We start from the raw sequence: 16740 nt of genomic DNA on the forward strand, positions 1-16740 counted from the left end.
GTGTGCCGACTGACGCGATCGTCGACAGCTCTTCGGAAAGTATTCACGCCAGCGGTCCTTTTGCCTGAGAGTTTCCGGGGCAGTTGCTCCTTCGGCGCCGAGCGCACGGTTGTGCGACCCAGTCTCTCCCGCTGACACGTCTATTCTGTTACAAATAGCCGACTGCCATAGAAAGTAGCAAATAACTCAGCTTTACAACACCTTTACTGCCACATACAGGATGTGGAACTCGGGAAGGAATCAACCTGCCGCGCCTGTTGAACAAGCTGCGGCAGGAGATCATGGTGCTTTCCCGGGCGTCCGGGCGCGGTGATCAGAAGCGGTAGGAAACGGACGCCGTTATATTACGCTCGGCGCCGAAGTAGCAGAACTCCAGGCTGTTGTAACAGGACGCCACGTATTCCTTGTCCAGCAGGTTGTGGACATTAAGCTGGGTACTGACGCCTTTCAGGCCCACCTTGCCGAGGTCATACCCCAACGCCAGATCCACCAGGGTGTAGTCCGGTACCTTTTTGGTGTTGGCGTCGTCCGCGTAGATATCCGCGGCATAGCGAATCCCCAGACCCGCATTGGCGCCATTCAGCACACCATCGTTGAAGCGATAGCCGGTCCACAGGGTCAGCTGGTGCTCGGGTACCTGGCTCGCGGTGTTACCCTGGCGATAGGCTTCCGATTTCTCAAAGGTGACGTCGGTGTAGGCATAGCCCGCCTGCACGTTCAGGTTATTGGTGATCTGAGCCTTGGCTTCCAGTTCAACACCCTGGGACTGGATTTCCCCGATACCGCGATAAAACGTTTCCTGGGGCAGCTTGGTGGCCAGGTTTTCCTGTTTGATGCGGAACAGGGAAGCGGTGTACTGATCACGCGTACCCGCCGGCTGATATTTCAGACCGGTTTCGATCTGCTGGCCTTCGCTGGGATCCAGCAGGTCACCGTTTTCGTCGGTGAAAGCGCTGGGCGAGAACGACGTGGAGTAGGACACGTAGGGCGCAATGCCGTTATCGAACAGGTAAAGCAATCCCGCTCGACCGCTGAACTGGGTATCGTCCAGCGTGGTGACAACGCCGGAATCCCGGTTGGTGTTGTCGATCTCCACCCAGTCATGACGGCCACCCAGGGTCAGGCGCCAGCCGCCCATGGCCAGTTGGTCCTGAAGATAGACGCCGGTCTGCTTCTGTTCACGCAGGTTACGCACCGGCGGGTACAGCGCAGTTGGTTCAGCACCGTAGACAGGGTTGAATGCATCGATATTCGGGAACGCGCCGGACGGCCAGACCACGTCATTTTCCCGCTGCTGGTAGTCGAGGCCCACCAGGACCGTGTGATCAACCGCTCCGGTGAAGAAATCCGCCTGAAGCTGGTTATCCACCGTCAGCGCTTCCAGATCTTCGTCAGCGCCGGAGAAAAACCGCATGAGCTCGGTATCCGTGGCCCAGCCAAACGCATACACCTGCTTGAGCTCCACGTCGGATTCCAGATAGCGAAGGTTCTGCCGGGCGCTCCATGTATTGTTGAATCGGTGATCCAGTTCATAGCCGACCATATACATGTCGCGTTTGAACTTATCGTAATCCGGTTCACCCTCAAAGAAAGTGTTGTCGATTTTCTGGCCGTTACGGGATTCGACGGTACCCTCATATGGCAAACCGCTGTGATACCCGCCCTCGGGATCTTTCTGCAGGTACGCCAACAGGGTCAGACTGGTGTCGTCGGTCATATCCCAGGTGAGTGAAGGGGCGATCGCGTGGCGCTCCTCCTCTACATGGTCAAACTGGGTATCCGAGGCGGAGGTAATACCGGTCAGGCGATAGGCCACCCGCTTCTCTTCATCGAGGGGGCCAGTCAGATCAAACGCAAGACTGCGCTGGGCGTTATTGCCAGCCGTTACCCGAACCTCTCCACCTTGCTGGAATTCGGGCTTCTTGCTGGTCAGGGCGACCAGACCGCCCGGTGAACCCTGGCCATAAAGCACGGATGTTGGTCCCTTGACGATTTCGATACGTTCCAGGAACCACGGATCAATGGTAAACGAGCTGAACGAGCCCGCATCACTCATGACCTTGAGGCCATCGAGGTAGGTGTTATTAATGCTGCCGTCAGAGAAGCCGCGGAGAATCAGATAGTCATAGCGGTTGGAGGCGCCTACCTGATTCGTCGACACGCCCGGGGTGTAGTTGGCGGCACGCTGAACCGACTTTGCGCCTTTCTCCTCCCATTCCTCGCGATCAATCACGGAAATGGCCTGCGGCGTTTCAACATAGGGTGTTTCGGTTTTGGTCGCACCGCGGGTTGCAACCACGTCCAGCGCTTCCAGCTCGGTGGTGTCGTTCTGGTAGTCGGTTTCTGCGGCAGTGAGGGGGGACGTCAGGCCGGCAATCGTCAGGGCCACCGCCAATGGCAGTTTTGAGCGTTGGAACATGGGAAAACCTCAATCATACATCTGCATTTGGAAATGCGAATTATTATTGTTTAATGTATAACTAAGGTATGCTAGGCGCTCGGATTCGTATGCAGAATGCCAAATCTATGATTCAGGAAGAACCCAGATTCCTTGGAGATACGCCGAACTGCCTGCGAAAGGCGGTGGCAAAGTTGGTGGCGTGGCGGTAACCGGCCCGGTGGGCCGCCTGTTGAACGGTACATCCCTCTTCCAGGCAACGTTTGGCCAACACGAGACGACGGCTCCGGAGGTATTCAAACACCGTCTGACCATAGAGCTGACGGAACTTGTGACGCAGACTACTGGGACTCATAGCGGCCCGTTCGGCAAGATCGCTCAGGGAGTAGGATTCAGCCGGAGCATATTCGAGGAGACTGCGTACCGATTCCAGGCGCCGGACATCCTGTCGGGACAATCCGGGGTGACTTGGCTCCAGGGTCGAGTTACCCGGTAAACCCAGCGCCATCAATTGCAGGGCAACACCCTCCAACAGAAGCTTTCTCTGCAATTCAGGCAGCGAGGCTTCCAGGTGGTGCCTCAGGCTGTCGAGCAAACCCAACGGTACCCGCCAGGAATATACCGGTTGTTGCGACGTTTCCAGTAATTCGGTCAGGAGGGCATGGTGGGGGCTGGGTTCCGCAAGGTGGTGTGGGTCCAGTGCCAGAGTCACGGTTTTCAGACGCTGCCCCGGCAACTGCACAGCATGAAGCCGGTGGGTCGGGCCAAGCTGAAGGCTCAGGGCCATACCGGGATGCAACTCACGCTGCCAGCAACCCACTTCAAGGCTGATACGACCCTGCAAGACCACCACAATCAACAGGGGCGAATGGCCCAGTGACAGCGACTCATAAGGCTGTAACACGTCCAGATCGGAACTGGTCAGCCGGAACCCGGACGGCAACACGATTTCGTTAACCATCCCTTTGGCGACCGGCTGGTTAAACGACTGACGATCCAGGCCGGACAGGGTGGGAAACTGGTAATCAATACCATAATCCCGGCCAAAGCTCAGAAAATCATGGGCCGAAAACGGACGGGTTGGAAAAGAGCCGTGAAGTTCCGACACGGGACTGGCCTCCGATGATTCCGCTATTCCACCGTCACACTTTTCGCCAGGTTCCGTGGCTGATCCACGTCCGTGCCCTTCAGTACCGCCACATGGTAGGACAGCAGCTGGAGCGGGACAGTGTAGACGATCGGTGCTGTGATCGGGTGAACCGAGGGCAGCTTCATGACGTGAATGCCATCCTGGGGCTTCACATCGGCGGCCTGGTCGGCGAACACGAACAACTCACCGCCACGGGCACGGACTTCTTCCAGGTTGGATTTCAGCTTTTCCACCAGGTCGTTGTTGGGCGCCACCGTGACCACCGGCATTTCACTGTCCACCAGCGCCAGCGGGCCGTGCTTGAGTTCACCGGCAGGATAGGCTTCGGCATGAATGTAGGAGATTTCCTTGAGCTTCAGCGCACCTTCCAGGGCCACCGGGAACTGTGAGCCACGGCCCAGGAACAAGCTGTGGTGCTTATCCATGAACGCCCGGGACATTTCCGCAATTTCGCCATCCAGTGCCAACACCTGGTCGGTCTGACCAGGCAACAGGTGAATGGCTTCGACGATTTCGGCTTCCGTGTCCGCAGACAGACCATTGTGGCGCGCCAGGGCCAGGGTAAAGATCAGCAATGCCGTTAGCTGGGTGGTAAACGCCTTGGTGGACGCCACGCCAATCTCGGGGCCGGCCTGGGTCATGATCACCAGATCGGATTCCCGCACCAGCGAACTGCCCGGCACGTTACAGATGGCCAGGGCAGCGCGGAAGCCCGCTTGCTTGGCCTGTCGCAGCGCCGCCAGGGTATCGGCGGTCTCGCCGGACTGGGAGATGCACAGGAACAGGGTGTCGGGCTGGATCACGTGCTTGCGGTAACGGAACTCGGAGGCCACTTCAACCGAACACGGCACCCCGGCCAGTTCCTCGATCCAGTATCGCGCCACCATGCCGGCATGGTAACTGGTGCCGCAGGCAATGATCTGCACGTGGCGCACATTCTCAAGCAGTTTCCCCGCCGAGGTGCCCAGCGCCTGTTCCAGCACGCTGGTGTTGGTCAGTCGGCCTTCCATGGTGGCCTTGATCACCCGCGGCTGTTCATGGATTTCCTTGAGCATGAAGTGGCGGTATTCGCCCTTGTCGGCAGAATCGGCGCCGTGTTCGAAGCGGGTAACCGGGCGTTCGACGATGTTGCCGTCGCGGTCATGGATCTCGACCCGGTCACGGCGGATATCGGCAATGTCCCCTTCTTCCAGGAACATGAAACGATCGGTGACTGGTAGCAGGGCCAACTGATCAGAGGCAATGAAATTCTCGCCAATACCCACGCCTATGACCAACGGGCTCCCTTCACGGCAGACCACCAGGTGGTCTGGCTCATCGGCATGGATCACGGCCAGTGCGTAGGCGCCACGGAGAAGGCTGATGGCTGCCTTGACGGCATCGTACAGGTTACCCAGCTCGCGATAATGTTGTTCAATCAGGTGGGCGACCACTTCGGTGTCGGTCTGGGAGGTGAACTCAAAGCCTTCGGCTTTCAGGCCTTCCCGCAGTTCCTGATAGTTCTCGATGATGCCGTTATGGACAATGGCCAGGCGATCCCCGGACATGTGTGGGTGGGCGTTCAGCTGGGACGGTTCACCGTGGGTGGCCCAACGGGTATGGGCAATACCGACGGTGCCTTCCAGGGCATTGGCGCCAATGGCATCTGCCAGTGCCGCAACCTTGCCTACCTCCCGGGCGCGCTGCACGGTAATACCGCCATCCATGACCGCCATGCCGGCGGAGTCATAACCCCGATATTCAAGTCGGCGCAGGCCTTCCAGAAGAATGCCCTGGACCTCACGTTCCGATACCGCACCTACAATGCCACACATGTTTTATTCACCTGTCAGATAATTTGCTGTGTTACGGGCCAATCAGGACTTTTTGACCGGTCTGTCCCAGTCTGCAATGTTGCGCTGGCGCCCCCTGGCTACCGCCAGTTCGCGATCAGACACATCACGGGTAATGGTGGAACCGGCACCAATAGTGGCGCCTTCGGCAACGGTTACCGGCGCCACCAGCGAGGTATTGGAACCCACGAAGACACCATCCCCGATCACCGTCTGGTGTTTATTCACACCATCATAATTGCAGGTGATGGTTCCTGCACCCACATTCACATTACGGCCCAGTGAGGCATCGCCCACGTAACTGAGGTGATTGATCTTGCTACCCTCACCCACAACCGCCTTCTTGGTCTCGACGAAGTTACCCACCTTGGTGTCGTCAGCCAGGCGGGTGCCGGGGCGCAGGCGGGCAAACGGACCAATCTGCGCGTTAGCGCCGATCTCGGCGCCTTCAATCACCGAATGAGCCTTGATCTGTGCACCGGCGGCAATCTTCGCATCGCGGATCACGCAACCCGGCCCGATGGAGACACCGTCCGCCAGTTCCACATCGCCTTCAAAGACCACGTTGACGTCGATGAGGATGTCATTGCCAATCGATAGATTGCCGCGCACATCCACACGGGCGGGGTCGGCGAGAGTGGCGCCTTCGGTCATCAGGCGATCGGCTTCCCGCCGCTGAAACCAGCGTTCCAGTTCCGCCAGTTGCAGGCGGTTATTCACACCCTGTACCTCGAAGGCATTCCCGGGCTGGGAAACCGCTACCCGCATTCCATGTTCCACGGCCATCGCGATGATATCGGTCAGGTAGTACTCGCCCTGGGCGTTGCGATTGGAGAGCTGGGGCAACCAGTCCTTCAGGCGCCGCGCCGTTACCGCCAGGATGCCGGTATTCACCTCACGAATTTGCTGCTGGGCGTCGCTGGCGTCCTTCTGTTCCACGATGGACGTGACCTTGCCCTCATCGTCACGAATGATCCGGCCGTAGCCCTGGGGGTCATCCATGGTTACCGTCAGCAACCCCAGGGTGTCGTTATCAATCTGCGAAACCAGCGCTTCCAGAGTGCCAACACCAGTCAACGGTACATCGCCGTAGAGCACCAGTACCCGGGCATCATCCGGCAGGTCCGGCAACGCCTGGGCCACCGCGTGACCAGTGCCAAGTTGCTCCTGCTGCAGCACCCAGTTCACCGGTTGTTTTGAAGTGGCCGCCTTGACCTGATCCGCACCATGGCCGATCACCGCATGAATCTGCTCGGCCTGGAGCTGACGGGCCGTCGCAATCACGTGATGGAGCATGGGACGGCCGGCCAGGGCGTGGAGCACCTTGGGCAGGGCGGATTTCATTCTGGAACCCTGGCCGGCGGCCAGAATGACAACGTGTAGCGGGCTCATGGAAACGTCAGGCTCCCGGTCGGTTGATTGTCTTCATTGGAAATAAAAAAACCGCACCCGTTGCGGCCGGAGTTCCAACGCCTGGCGTTGGTCTTCCAGCCACTCAGGATGCGGCTTTGGTGTTCGGTAATCCCGAAACCCGACTGCTTAGCGCATTTTATTACGCAGCTGCTGGATGGTACGAAGCTTGGCGACAGCTTCGGCCAGCTCTGCAGCAGCACGGGAGAACTCGAATTCACCGGTTCTATCGGCAAGTGCTTTCTCGGCTTCTTTCTGAGCTTCGAGTGCGGCAGCTTCGTCCACATCCTTTGCACGAACCGCGGTATCCGCCAACAAAGTCACCAGATTGGGCTGGACCTCCAGATATCCGCCGGACACGTAAAGAATCTCTTCCTCACCGCCCTGCTTGATGATCCGAACGGGACCCGGCTTCAGCTGTGTCAGCAGCGGCGCGTGACCTGGAGTAACACCCAGGTCACCTTCAGAGCCCGCTGCGATCAGCATTTCCACCAATCCGGAATAGATCTTTGTTTCGGCACTTACCACATCACAATGCACGGTTATACCCATGTCAGTTGCCTCTTTGATCGATCCGGAAACAAATGCTTCGGCTCAGATTAAGCTTTCGCCTTGCTCTTCATTTCCTTCGCTTTCTCGACCGCTTCCTCAATGGTACCAACCATGTAGAATGCCTGCTCGGGCATATCATCATAGTCACCGTTAAGGATGCCCTTAAAGCTGCTGATGGTTTCCTTCAGGGAAACGTACTTACCGGGGGAACCAGTGAAGACTTCAGCAACGTGGAACGGCTGGGACAGAAAACGCTCGATCTTACGGGCACGGGCTACGGTCAGTTTGTCTTCTTCTGACAGTTCGTCCATACCCAGAATGGCGATGATGTCTTTCAGTTCCTTGTAGCGCTGCAGGTTCGTCTGCACGCCACGGGCCACTTCGTAGTGCTCATGACCGATGATCAGCGGATCCAGCTGACGAGAGGTGGAATCCAGCGGATCAATCGCCGGGTAAATACCCTTGGAGGCGATGTCACGGCTCAATACTACTGTAGCATCCAGGTGCGAGAAGGTGGTTGCCGGAGACGGGTCGGTCAAGTCATCCGCCGGTACGTAGACCGCCTGGATAGACGTGATGGAGCCAGTCTTGGTGGAGGTGATACGCTCCTGCAGCTCGCCCATCTCCTGGGCCAGAGTCGGCTGGTAACCTACCGCGGACGGCATACGGCCCAGCAGTGCGGACACCTCGGTACCGGCCAGGGTGTAACGATAGATGTTGTCGACGAACAACAGAACGTCACGACCTTCGTCACGGAACTTCTCGGCCATGGTCAGACCGGTCAGGGCCACACGCAGACGGTTTCCGGGAGGCTCGTTCATCTGCCCGTACACCATCGCAACCTTGTCCAGTACGTTGGACTCTTTCATCTCGTAGTAGAAGTCGTTCCCCTCACGGGTACGCTCACCTACGCCGGCGAATACAGACAGACCGGAGTGCTCTTTGGCAATGTTGTTGATAAGTTCCATCATGTTAACGGTCTTACCAACACCGGCACCACCAAACAGGCCAACCTTACCACCCTTGGCGAACGGGCAGATCAGGTCGATAACCTTGATGCCGGTTTCCAGCAGGTCGGCTGAGGCTGACTGGTCAGCGTAGCCCGGCGCCTTGCGGTGGATAGCCCAGCGCTCTTCCTCGCCGATGTCGCCCTGTTCGTCGATCGGACGACCCAGAACATCCATGATACGGCCCAGGGTCTGGGTACCAACCGGTACGGAGATTGCCTTGCCGGTATTCTCTGCTTTCAGGCCACGCTTCAGGCCTTCGGTGCTGCCCATCGCGATGGTACGAACAATGCCGTCACCCAGCTGCTGCTGGACTTCCAGAGTTGTTTCGCCACCTTCAAGCAGCAGTGCGTCATACACGTTGGGTACGGAGTCACGTGGGAATTCCACGTCGATAACCGCGCCAATGATCTGAACGATTTGTCCGCTACTCATGCTCGGTTCCTCGTTATCTTGATAGTCAATAAAACCAGTTGGATTGCTGGCGGGATCAGACCGAAGCCGCGCCGCTCACAATCTCCGAAATCTCTTGGGTGATGGCTGCCTGACGCGCCTTGTTGTAAGCCAACTGAAGCTCGTCGATGATGCCACCGGCGTTATCAGTTGCGCTCTTCATGGCAATCATCCGGGCTGCCTGTTCACATGCCAGATTTTCTACCACACCCTGGTACACCTGGGATTCAATGTAACGTGGCAGAAGGCCATCGAGGATCTGCCTGGCATCGGGCTCGTAGAGATAATCCCACTGGTTCTTGATCTCTTCTTCGTCATCCCCCGGAGGCAGCGGCAGAATCTGCTCGACCTGCGGGGTCTGCGTCATGGTATTTTCGAACTCGTTGCTGACCAGATACAGACGATCGATCTTGCCTTCCGAGAACGCATCCAGCATGACTTTGACGTTGCCGATGAGTTTTTCAGAGCTCGGGCTGTCCCCCAGATGGGTCAGCGCCGCAACGACGTTCCCGCCGTAGCTCTTGAAGAAAGAAGAACCTTTCTGTCCGATGGCGCACAGATCAGCCTCTACTCCTTTCTCTTTCCACGCTCGCATGTCACGGACAAGCGCTTTGAACAGGTTGATGTTCAGACCACCACACAGGCCACGGTCAGTCGACACCACGATATAGCCCACACGCTTCACTTCGCGCTCGACCATAAATGGGTGCTTGTACTGAACGTTTGCCTTGGCAATGTGCCCGATAACCTGACGCATCTTTTCGGCATAAGGGCGAGTCGCCTTCATGCGTTCCTGAGCCTTGCGCATCTTGCTCGCCGCCACCATTTCCATGGCGCTGGTGATCTTTTGCGTGCTCTTGATGCTTGAAATCTGGTTACGTATTTCTTTGCCGACGGCCATAACTCACTGCCTTCTCAAGTTAGACACTCGTTGCTCGAAAATCGGCCTGCAACGCATTGCAGGCCCATTTATTACCAGCTCTGAGTGGTCTTGAATTTCTCAAGTGCAGCTTTCAGGCCGGCAGCGATTTCGTCGTTGTAATCGCCTTTCTCGTTGATCTTGTCGAGGAGGTCTTTCTGCTCGGAGCGCATCCAGTCGAGCATCTGCGCTTCAAAGCTAACCACCTTGTCGACATCAACGTCGTCCAGGAAGCCTTCGTTGGCTGCAAACAGAACCGTACCCATTTCAGCCACAGACATCGGGCTGTACTGGTTCTGCTTCATGAGTTCCGTAACACGCTGACCGTGCTCAAGCTGCTGACGGGTCGCTTCGTCGAGATCGGAAGCGAACTGGGCGAAAGCGGCCAATTCACGATACTGGGCCAGGGCCAGACGGATGTTACCGCCGAGCTTCTTCATGATCTTGGTCTGGGCGGAACCACCAACCCGGGATACGGAGACACCGGCGTTCATCGCCGGACGGATACCGGAGTTGAACAGGTTGGTTTCCAGGAAGATCTGACCGTCGGTGATCGAGATAACGTTGGTCGGTACGAACGCCGAAACGTCACCGGCCTGAGTCTCGATGATCGGCAGCGCGGTCAGGGAACCAGTCTTGCCCTTGACTTCGCCGTTGGTCATCTGCTCAACGTAATCCGCGTTAACACGGGAGGCACGCTCCAGCAAACGGGAGTGCAGGTAGAATACGTCACCCGGATAGGCTTCACGACCCGGCGGACGACGCAGCAGCAGGGAAATCTGGCGGTAAGCCACAGCCTGCTTGGACAGATCATCATAGATGATCAGGGCGTCTTCACCACGGTCACGGAAGTATTCACCCATGGAGGTACCGGCGTACGGCGCCAGGAACTGCATGGAAGCAGGATCGGCAGCACCGGCGGCAACCACGATGGTGTGGTCCATGGCGCCATGCTCTTCCAGCTTGCGCACAACGGCGGCAATGGAAGACTGCTTCTGACCGACGGCAACGTAGATACACTTGATGCCGGAGTTTTTCTGGTTGATGATCGCGTCGATCGCGACAGCGGTCTTACCGATCTGACGGTCACCGATGATCAGCTCACGCTGGCCACGACCAATCGGCACCATGGTGTCGATGGTTTTCAGACCAGTCTGTACCGGCTCGTCAACGGACTGACGTGCGATTACACCAGGTGCGACTTTCTCGACCGGAGAGGTCAGGTCCGTGCCCAGATCACCCTTGCCGTCGATCGGGTTACCCAGACCGTCGACAACGCGGCCCATCAGTTCCGGACCCACCGGAACTTCCAGGATACGACCGGTACAACGAACCTTCTGGCCTTCTGCCAGACCTTCGTAGTCACCCAGAACAACCGCACCTACGGAATCACGCTCCAGGTTCAGAGCCATGCCGAAAGTGCCGTTGGCAAATTCAATCATCTCGCCGTACATGACGTCGGCAAGACCGTGGATCAGTACGATACCGTCGGAAACCGACAGGATCGTACCTTCGTTTTTCGCTTCGGAAGAGATATCGAGCTTTTCGATTCTCTTCTTGATGATGTCACTGATCTCGGATGGATTCAGTTGCTGCATGCCAATATCCTCAAACCTTGTGCTGAAATCAGGAGCCCAGAGCGTCGGCCAGCTTGGTCAGCTTTCCGCGTACAGAGGCGTCAATGACCAGATCGCCGGTGCGAATGATCGCCCCGCCAATCAGAGACTTGTCCATTGACGCTGCGAGTGACACTTTCCGCTCGAGTTTCCTGGAGAGCGCCTGGGCGAGCTGCTGTTGCTGTTCTTCCGTCAGCTCGAAAGCTGCGGTTACTTCAATACCAACAGTGCGCTCCAGATCAGCCCGGTACGTGTTGAAGAGCGCTGCAATCTCGGGCAGAAGAGTCAGCCGACGGTTTTCTGCCAGCACTGCAAAGAAGTTGCGGACCTGCTCGGTGACGCCGTCTTCGGCGACCTCGAGAATCAGATCGGCTTTCTTCTGCTCTTCCAGCTCCGGATTCGCGAGAAGCTGTCGAATGTCTTCGTTCGCGGTGACCTGTCCGGCAACCGTCAGCACCTGGGACCACTCAGCCAGTTGATCGTGCTCCTGGGCGGCGGCAAATGCTGCTTTTGCGTATGGACGGGCCAGCGTTCTCAGTTCTGCCATGATGAACCTCGTCGTTTAAAGTTCTGCCGCCAGTTTTTCCAACATCTCGTTGTGCTTGGAGGCATCGACAGAGGTTTCCAGGATCTTCTCAGCACCAGCGATTGCAATGGCGGCCACTTCCGCACGCAGAGCATCACGAGCCTGATTGCGCTCCTGTTCAATTTCGGCCTTGGCCTGCTCAATCAGCTTCTGGCCTTCCTTGCGGGCGTCATCCTTGGATGCTTCCACAATTTGGGCTGCGCGCTTGTTGGCCTGTTCAATAAGGCCGGCGGCTTGCTGCTTGGCTTCACGCAGTTCCTGAGCTGACTTTTCCTGAGCCAGTTCCAGATCGCGCGTGGCGCGGTCTGAGGCAGCCAGTCCGTCAGCGATCTTCTTTTGACGCTCCTGCAGGGCGGCCATAATCGGTGGCCACACATACTTCATGCAGAAGACGACAAAGATAAAGAACGCGATGGCTTGACCAATCATCGTCAAATTAATGTTCACGTCTTCACCTCTCGCCTGTTTTGTTAAGAATCATCTGACCGGGGTGGAAACCCCGGCTCTGGCGACTCGATTAACCGGCGATCTGGCCGACAAACGGGTTGGCGAAAGTGAAGAACAGTGCGATACCAACACCGATCATGGTTACGGCGTCCAGCAGACCTGCAACGATGAACATTTTAACCTGCAGCATCGGGGTCATTTCCGGCTGACGCGCAGCGCCTTCCAGGAATTTGCCACCGAGGATACCAAAGCCAATCGCAGTACCCAGGGCACCCAGGCCAATCAGCAGTGCAACGGCAATCGCGGTCATTCCAACTACAGTTTCCATGATAACTCCCAGTTTTCAGTTTAGGTTTTCAGTTTAAGGGTTAAGGGTTTAAAACTACGGCTCAGCGCTGCCCGATCAGTGGTTGTCCTCATGAGCCATGCTCAGGTACACGATGGTCAGCATCATAAAGATGAATGCCTGCAGGGTAATGATCAGGATGTGGAAGATCGCCCAGGGCACAGACAGTGTCCACTGCGCCCACAACGGCAGCAGTGCAATCAGGATAAAGATCAGCTCGCCGGCATAGAGGTTACCGAACAGACGCAGCGCCAGTGAAATCGGCTTGGCCAGCAGGCTCACGCCTTCCAGCAACAGGTTTACCGGAATCAGCAGGATCTTCAGGAACAGGTTGTCGGATGAGAACGGGTGCAGGGTCAGTTCACCCAGGAAGCCGCCCACACCTTTGACTTTCACGCTGTAGTAGATGATCAGCGCAAACACCGACAGGGACATACCCAGGGTCACGTTGACGTCCGTGGTCGGAACGATCTTCATGTAATCAACGCCCATCAGGTAGAACAGACGGGGAACCCAGTCCACCGGCACCAGGTCCATCAGGTTCATCAGGAACACCCAGCAGAAGATGGTCAGCGACAGCGGGGCAATGACCTTGTTCTTGCCGTGGAAGGTTTCCTTCACGCTGTTGTCGACGAACTCGATCATCACTTCAACGAAGTTCTGAAGACCGCCGGGCTGCCCCGAAGTCACGCGCTTGGCGGCCATACGGAAGAGAATCAGGAAGATCAGGCCAAGACCAACGGCCCAGCCGAGAGAATCAACGTGAACCGCCCAGAAGCCCATGTCACCAGCTTCAGCACTGGTTCTCGCCAGGGTCCAGGTGGACTCGCTCAACGTTGTAACGGTGCCATCCTCTGCTACGCGCTCGTAGCCTGCCGGCAGCTTACCGTATGTAAGGTTCTGGAGGTGATGCTGGATATATTCGGATGCACTTCCTGCCATAACGGTTTCCCAGGTCCTGTTAGCTTTGCTGCGTATTGCTGCCCGCCAGAAGCGGTGTCAACCAGTTGGTGACCAGCATGATCGCAAATGTTAAAAAAAGTGCCGCTATATCAAGCGGCTGAATCCATTTGAACACCATCGTGAAGAGGATGGCGCACAGGATGAGCTTGCCGGCCTCACCCTGGTAAAAAGAACTCATGATCTTCCTGGCAGACCGCGCGCCGGAGTAGCGGAATGCCTTGAGCGCAAAGTAACCGTGGGGCAGTAAAAAAATAAGTCCGCCCAGAAGCGCTGAATAACCGGAAACCTGGCCACGAAAAAGAAACGCCAGGCTCACGAAGACAAGTACCACACTTTCTATTACAAACCATCGTGCGATCGGCGGGCGGCCAATACCGCCAGGAGCTGTCTTCGTCATATTTTTCCCGTGAATACGGTGCCTTGGCCCGGTGCAGTTTAAAAAACAAGCAAATACACCGATACGAGCGCCGCAGATTATATGTGTTCAATGTGCACGAATCAACAAAACCCACCCTCTCGCGAACCCGCGAAAAACGGCAGAATCCCAGAGTTCACGCCTTTTCCGACACAAATAGGCGCCTACTCAGTTACTCACCACTACATGTTGTGTGCGATTTAAGAAAGATACTTTCGTAGGTGGGCCAGAGGTGTAGAAAAATAGGTCGCTTTACTTGATATGGCCCAAAATCCCATCCAGCTCGTCCAGGGAACTGTATGCAATTACCAGCTTGCCCTTGCCTTTCTGGCCGTGGTCAATCAACACCCGGGCGCCCAGGCGCTCGGCCAGATCATCCTGCAGCGCGCGGATGTTCGGGTCCACTTCGCCCTTTGGCTTCTTGCGGTCCGGGGTTTCCTGTTGCACGCGACGGACCAGCGCCTCGGTCTGGCGAACCGACAGGGACTTGGCCACCACCTGTTTCGCCACCTGCATCTGCTGTTCCGGCTGGAGTGTCAGCATGGCGCGGCCGTGCCCCATCTCCAGGTCGCCGTGTTCCAGCATCAGGCGCACGTCTTCGGTCAGACCGATCAGCCGCAGCAGGTTGGTGATGGTGGTGCGGCTCTTGCCCACCGCTTCCGCAACCTGGGCCTGGGTCAGGCCGAATTCGTCCTGCAGACGCTGCAGGGCAAAGGCTTCTTCGATGGGATTGAGATTTTCGCGCTGGATGTTTTCGATCAGCGCCATCGCGATGGCGGCTTCGTCCGGCACGTCGCGGATGATGGCGGGAATGCTGTCCAGTTCGGCCATCTGGGTGGCGCGCCAGCGGCGCTCCCCGGCGATCAGTTCGTAGCGTCCCTCGGCGATGGGACGGACCACCACCGGTTGCATCACACCCTGCTGGCGAATGGAATCCGCCAGCTCCTGCAGAGTCACCGGGTCCATATCACGACGGGGCTGGTAACGACCACGCTGGATCAGGTCGATCGGCACTTCACGGAGTTCACCGTCGTGGTCATGGAGTTCCTGACCCAGATTGACCCTGGAACCCTGTAGCAGGGCACCCAGTCCGCGTTCACCCAGTCCTCGTTTCTTTGCCGCCATGGTGTTTGTCATTCTTCCCGGTGAAAATCAGTGTGCAAAGGTGGGGTAGTTTACACGGCAACGGCCGTGGATGTCTTTTGCGCTTTGTGGCGCCGGACCATTTCGCCGGCCAATGCCAGATACGCCACGGCACCCTTGGAGGCGCGATCGTATTTCAGTGCCGGTACGCCATAACTCGGCGCCTCCGCCAGGCGAACATTGCGGGGAATCACCGCCCGGTAGACCTTGTCACCGAAGTACTCGCTGAGCTGACCGGATACATCCAGCGTCAGGCTGTTGCGCGGATCGTACATGGTGCGCAGGATACCTTCGATCTGCAGATTGGGGTTCACCGTTTCCTGGATCTGCTCGACGGTATTCATCAAAGCTGCCAGACCTTCCAGGGCATAATACTCACACTGCATGGGAATCAACACGGTATCCGCGGCGGACAGGGCATTGACGGTCAGCAGGCTCAGTGACGGCGGGCAGTCAATCAGGATGTAATCGTAGTTGTCACGAACGGTATTGAGGGCCAGACGCAGGCGGTGTTCGCGGCCGATCTCGTTCATCAGTTCCACTTCCGCTGCGGTCAGGTCGCCGTTGGCGGGCAACAGATCAAAACCGGACGCCTCGGCCAGAAAGATCACTTCGGCAGCACTGGCACGCTTGGTGAGCATGTCGTAACCCGACAGTTCCAGGGCATTCTTATCCACGCCACTGCCCATGGTGGCATTGCCCTGGGGATCCATATCCACCAGCAAGACCCGACGCTTGGTCGCAGCCAGGGAGGCGGCAAGATTAACGCAGGTGGTGGTTTTACCCACACCGCCCTTCTGATTGGTCACTGCAATCACGCGCGCCATGTCTTGCCTCCTTGATACTGGATTACTGGGGTTGCCCCGTCCGGCTGATCACCAGCAGGTGCCGTTCGCCGTCTGAGGCGGGTACCGTCAACGGATGACGGGATTTTACCTGCCATCCGGCCGGAAGCGCAGCTACCTCATCATCCGGAAACTGGCCTTTCATGGCAAGGAACTCGCCGTCATTTGCCAACACATCACCGCACCAGGTCACCAGGTTCTCCAGTGCGGTAAAGGCCCGACTGCTGATCTGGCTGAAACGGAGATCGGGACCGCAGCTTTCCGCCCGTCCGTGAATCACGTCAACATTGTCCAGGTCCAGTTCCAGCACACACTGGGTCAGGAACCGGGTTTTCTTGCTGTTGCTGTCGAGCAGGGTAAACCGCTTGTCCGGCAGGGCGATGGCCAGGGGAATCCCGGGCAGTCCACCGCCGGCGCCCACATCCAGCAGGTGCTCGGTGGTGACATACGGCAGGATGCTCAGGCTATCGAGCAACTGGCGTGAGACCATTTCCCGGGGGTCACGCACCGCGGTGAGATTGTAGGCACGGTTCCATTTGTTCAACAGCGCCAGGAAAGCCAGCAACTGCTGTTGCTGGTGGGCGCTGAGAACTATCCCCATGTCGGCCAGCCCGTCCTCGAGCTGGCGTTGCCAGAGTGCGTCACTCATGATCGCAAT

Annotated in this window: 16 protein-coding genes and 1 riboswitch; all 16 genes read right to left on the reverse strand. The window is 57.4% G+C overall.

What is annotated here, in order from left to right; all coding sequences use genetic code 11:
- Window positions 1-42: 42 nt before the first annotated feature.
- Window positions 43-141, reverse strand: a riboswitch (glycine riboswitch).
- Window positions 142-313: 172 nt separating this feature from the next.
- The gene (locus EHN06_RS20210; RefSeq protein WP_127334259.1) at window positions 314-2419 is read right to left on the reverse strand and encodes a TonB-dependent siderophore receptor; all 2106 of its coding nucleotides are present in this window, start codon (window positions 2417-2419) and stop codon (window positions 314-316) included.
- Window positions 2420-2531: 112 nt separating this feature from the next.
- Window positions 2532-3506, reverse strand: a complete 975-nt coding sequence (locus tag EHN06_RS20215) for a helix-turn-helix transcriptional regulator (RefSeq protein WP_127334260.1) — start codon at window positions 3504-3506, stop codon at window positions 2532-2534.
- A gap of 23 nt (window positions 3507-3529) precedes the next feature.
- On the reverse strand, window positions 3530-5362 hold the full coding sequence (gene glmS, locus EHN06_RS20220; RefSeq protein WP_127334261.1) for a glutamine--fructose-6-phosphate transaminase (isomerizing): 1833 nt from the start codon (window positions 5360-5362) through the stop codon (window positions 3530-3532).
- Between the two features lie 42 nt (window positions 5363-5404).
- Complete coding sequence (gene glmU / locus EHN06_RS20225; RefSeq protein WP_127334262.1) at window positions 5405-6772, reverse strand: bifunctional UDP-N-acetylglucosamine diphosphorylase/glucosamine-1-phosphate N-acetyltransferase GlmU; 1368 nt, start codon at window positions 6770-6772, stop codon at window positions 5405-5407.
- A gap of 147 nt (window positions 6773-6919) precedes the next feature.
- On the reverse strand, window positions 6920-7342 hold the full coding sequence (locus EHN06_RS20230) for a F0F1 ATP synthase subunit epsilon (RefSeq protein WP_127334263.1): 423 nt from the start codon (window positions 7340-7342) through the stop codon (window positions 6920-6922).
- A 47-nt stretch (window positions 7343-7389) separates the two neighbouring features.
- Window positions 7390-8784, reverse strand: coding sequence for a F0F1 ATP synthase subunit beta (gene atpD, locus EHN06_RS20235; protein ID WP_127334264.1), 1395 nt, complete (start codon window positions 8782-8784; stop codon window positions 7390-7392).
- A gap of 55 nt (window positions 8785-8839) precedes the next feature.
- Entirely contained in the window at window positions 8840-9703 is an 864-nt protein-coding gene (gene atpG / locus EHN06_RS20240) for a F0F1 ATP synthase subunit gamma (protein ID WP_127334265.1), read from the reverse strand.
- Between the two features lie 71 nt (window positions 9704-9774).
- Window positions 9775-11319, reverse strand: coding sequence for a F0F1 ATP synthase subunit alpha (atpA, locus tag EHN06_RS20245; RefSeq protein ID WP_127334266.1), 1545 nt, complete (start codon window positions 11317-11319; stop codon window positions 9775-9777).
- Window positions 11320-11347: 28 nt separating this feature from the next.
- Complete coding sequence (locus EHN06_RS20250; protein WP_127334267.1) at window positions 11348-11884, reverse strand: F0F1 ATP synthase subunit delta; 537 nt, start codon at window positions 11882-11884, stop codon at window positions 11348-11350.
- A 15-nt stretch (window positions 11885-11899) separates the two neighbouring features.
- Window positions 11900-12370 (reverse strand): F0F1 ATP synthase subunit B, encoded by a 471-nt coding sequence (locus EHN06_RS20255; RefSeq protein ID WP_206075698.1) that lies wholly within the window; start codon window positions 12368-12370, stop codon window positions 11900-11902.
- Between the two features lie 70 nt (window positions 12371-12440).
- Window positions 12441-12698, reverse strand: a complete 258-nt coding sequence (gene atpE, locus EHN06_RS20260; protein WP_012138088.1) for a F0F1 ATP synthase subunit C — start codon at window positions 12696-12698, stop codon at window positions 12441-12443.
- 75 nt (window positions 12699-12773) lie between these two features.
- Complete coding sequence (gene atpB / locus EHN06_RS20265) at window positions 12774-13658, reverse strand: F0F1 ATP synthase subunit A (RefSeq protein WP_127334268.1); 885 nt, start codon at window positions 13656-13658, stop codon at window positions 12774-12776.
- A 19-nt stretch (window positions 13659-13677) separates the two neighbouring features.
- Window positions 13678-14076, reverse strand: a complete 399-nt coding sequence (locus tag EHN06_RS20270) for a F0F1 ATP synthase subunit I (protein ID WP_127334269.1) — start codon at window positions 14074-14076, stop codon at window positions 13678-13680.
- 270 nt (window positions 14077-14346) lie between these two features.
- On the reverse strand, window positions 14347-15219 hold the full coding sequence (locus EHN06_RS20275) for a ParB/RepB/Spo0J family partition protein (protein WP_127334270.1): 873 nt from the start codon (window positions 15217-15219) through the stop codon (window positions 14347-14349).
- 50 nt (window positions 15220-15269) lie between these two features.
- Window positions 15270-16064 (reverse strand): ParA family protein, encoded by a 795-nt coding sequence (locus EHN06_RS20280; RefSeq protein ID WP_127334271.1) that lies wholly within the window; start codon window positions 16062-16064, stop codon window positions 15270-15272.
- Window positions 16065-16086: 22 nt separating this feature from the next.
- Window positions 16087-16731 carry a 16S rRNA (guanine(527)-N(7))-methyltransferase RsmG gene (gene rsmG, locus EHN06_RS20285; RefSeq protein WP_127334272.1) on the reverse strand — a complete coding sequence of 215 codons (645 nt, stop codon included), beginning with the start codon at window positions 16729-16731 and terminating at the stop codon, window positions 16087-16089.
- Between the last annotated feature and the right edge of the window lie 9 nt (window positions 16732-16740).

The organism is Marinobacter sp. NP-4(2019), assembly GCF_003994855.1.
GTDB lineage: Bacteria > Pseudomonadota > Gammaproteobacteria > Pseudomonadales > Oleiphilaceae > Marinobacter.

Bases quoted from the DNA above. Each gene is read 5' to 3' on its own strand.
- EHN06_RS20270 (WP_127334269.1), bottom strand. From the start codon at position 14,076: ATGACGAAGACAGCTCCTGGCGGTATTGGCCGCCCGCCGATCGCACGA.
- EHN06_RS20210 (WP_127334259.1), bottom strand. From the start codon at position 2,419: ATGTTCCAACGCTCAAAACTGCCATTGGCGGTGGCCCTGACGATTGCC.
- rsmG (WP_127334272.1), bottom strand. From the start codon at position 16,731: ATGAGTGACGCACTCTGGCAACGCCAGCTCGAGGACGGGCTGGCCGAC.
- atpE (WP_012138088.1), bottom strand. From the start codon at position 12,698: ATGGAAACTGTAGTTGGAATGACCGCGATTGCCGTTGCACTGCTGATT.
- atpD (WP_127334264.1), bottom strand. From the start codon at position 8,784: ATGAGTAGCGGACAAATCGTTCAGATCATTGGCGCGGTTATCGACGTG.
- atpA (WP_127334266.1), bottom strand. From the start codon at position 11,319: ATGCAGCAACTGAATCCATCCGAGATCAGTGACATCATCAAGAAGAGA.
- glmU (WP_127334262.1), bottom strand. From the start codon at position 6,772: ATGAGCCCGCTACACGTTGTCATTCTGGCCGCCGGCCAGGGTTCCAGA.
- atpB (WP_127334268.1), bottom strand. From the start codon at position 13,658: ATGGCAGGAAGTGCATCCGAATATATCCAGCATCACCTCCAGAACCTT.
- EHN06_RS20250 (WP_127334267.1), bottom strand. From the start codon at position 11,884: ATGGCAGAACTGAGAACGCTGGCCCGTCCATACGCAAAAGCAGCATTT.
- EHN06_RS20275 (WP_127334270.1), bottom strand. From the start codon at position 15,219: ATGGCGGCAAAGAAACGAGGACTGGGTGAACGCGGACTGGGTGCCCTG.
- EHN06_RS20230 (WP_127334263.1), bottom strand. From the start codon at position 7,342: ATGGGTATAACCGTGCATTGTGATGTGGTAAGTGCCGAAACAAAGATC.
- glmS (WP_127334261.1), bottom strand. From the start codon at position 5,362: ATGTGTGGCATTGTAGGTGCGGTATCGGAACGTGAGGTCCAGGGCATT.
- EHN06_RS20280 (WP_127334271.1), bottom strand. From the start codon at position 16,064: ATGGCGCGCGTGATTGCAGTGACCAATCAGAAGGGCGGTGTGGGTAAA.
- atpG (WP_127334265.1), bottom strand. From the start codon at position 9,703: ATGGCCGTCGGCAAAGAAATACGTAACCAGATTTCAAGCATCAAGAGC.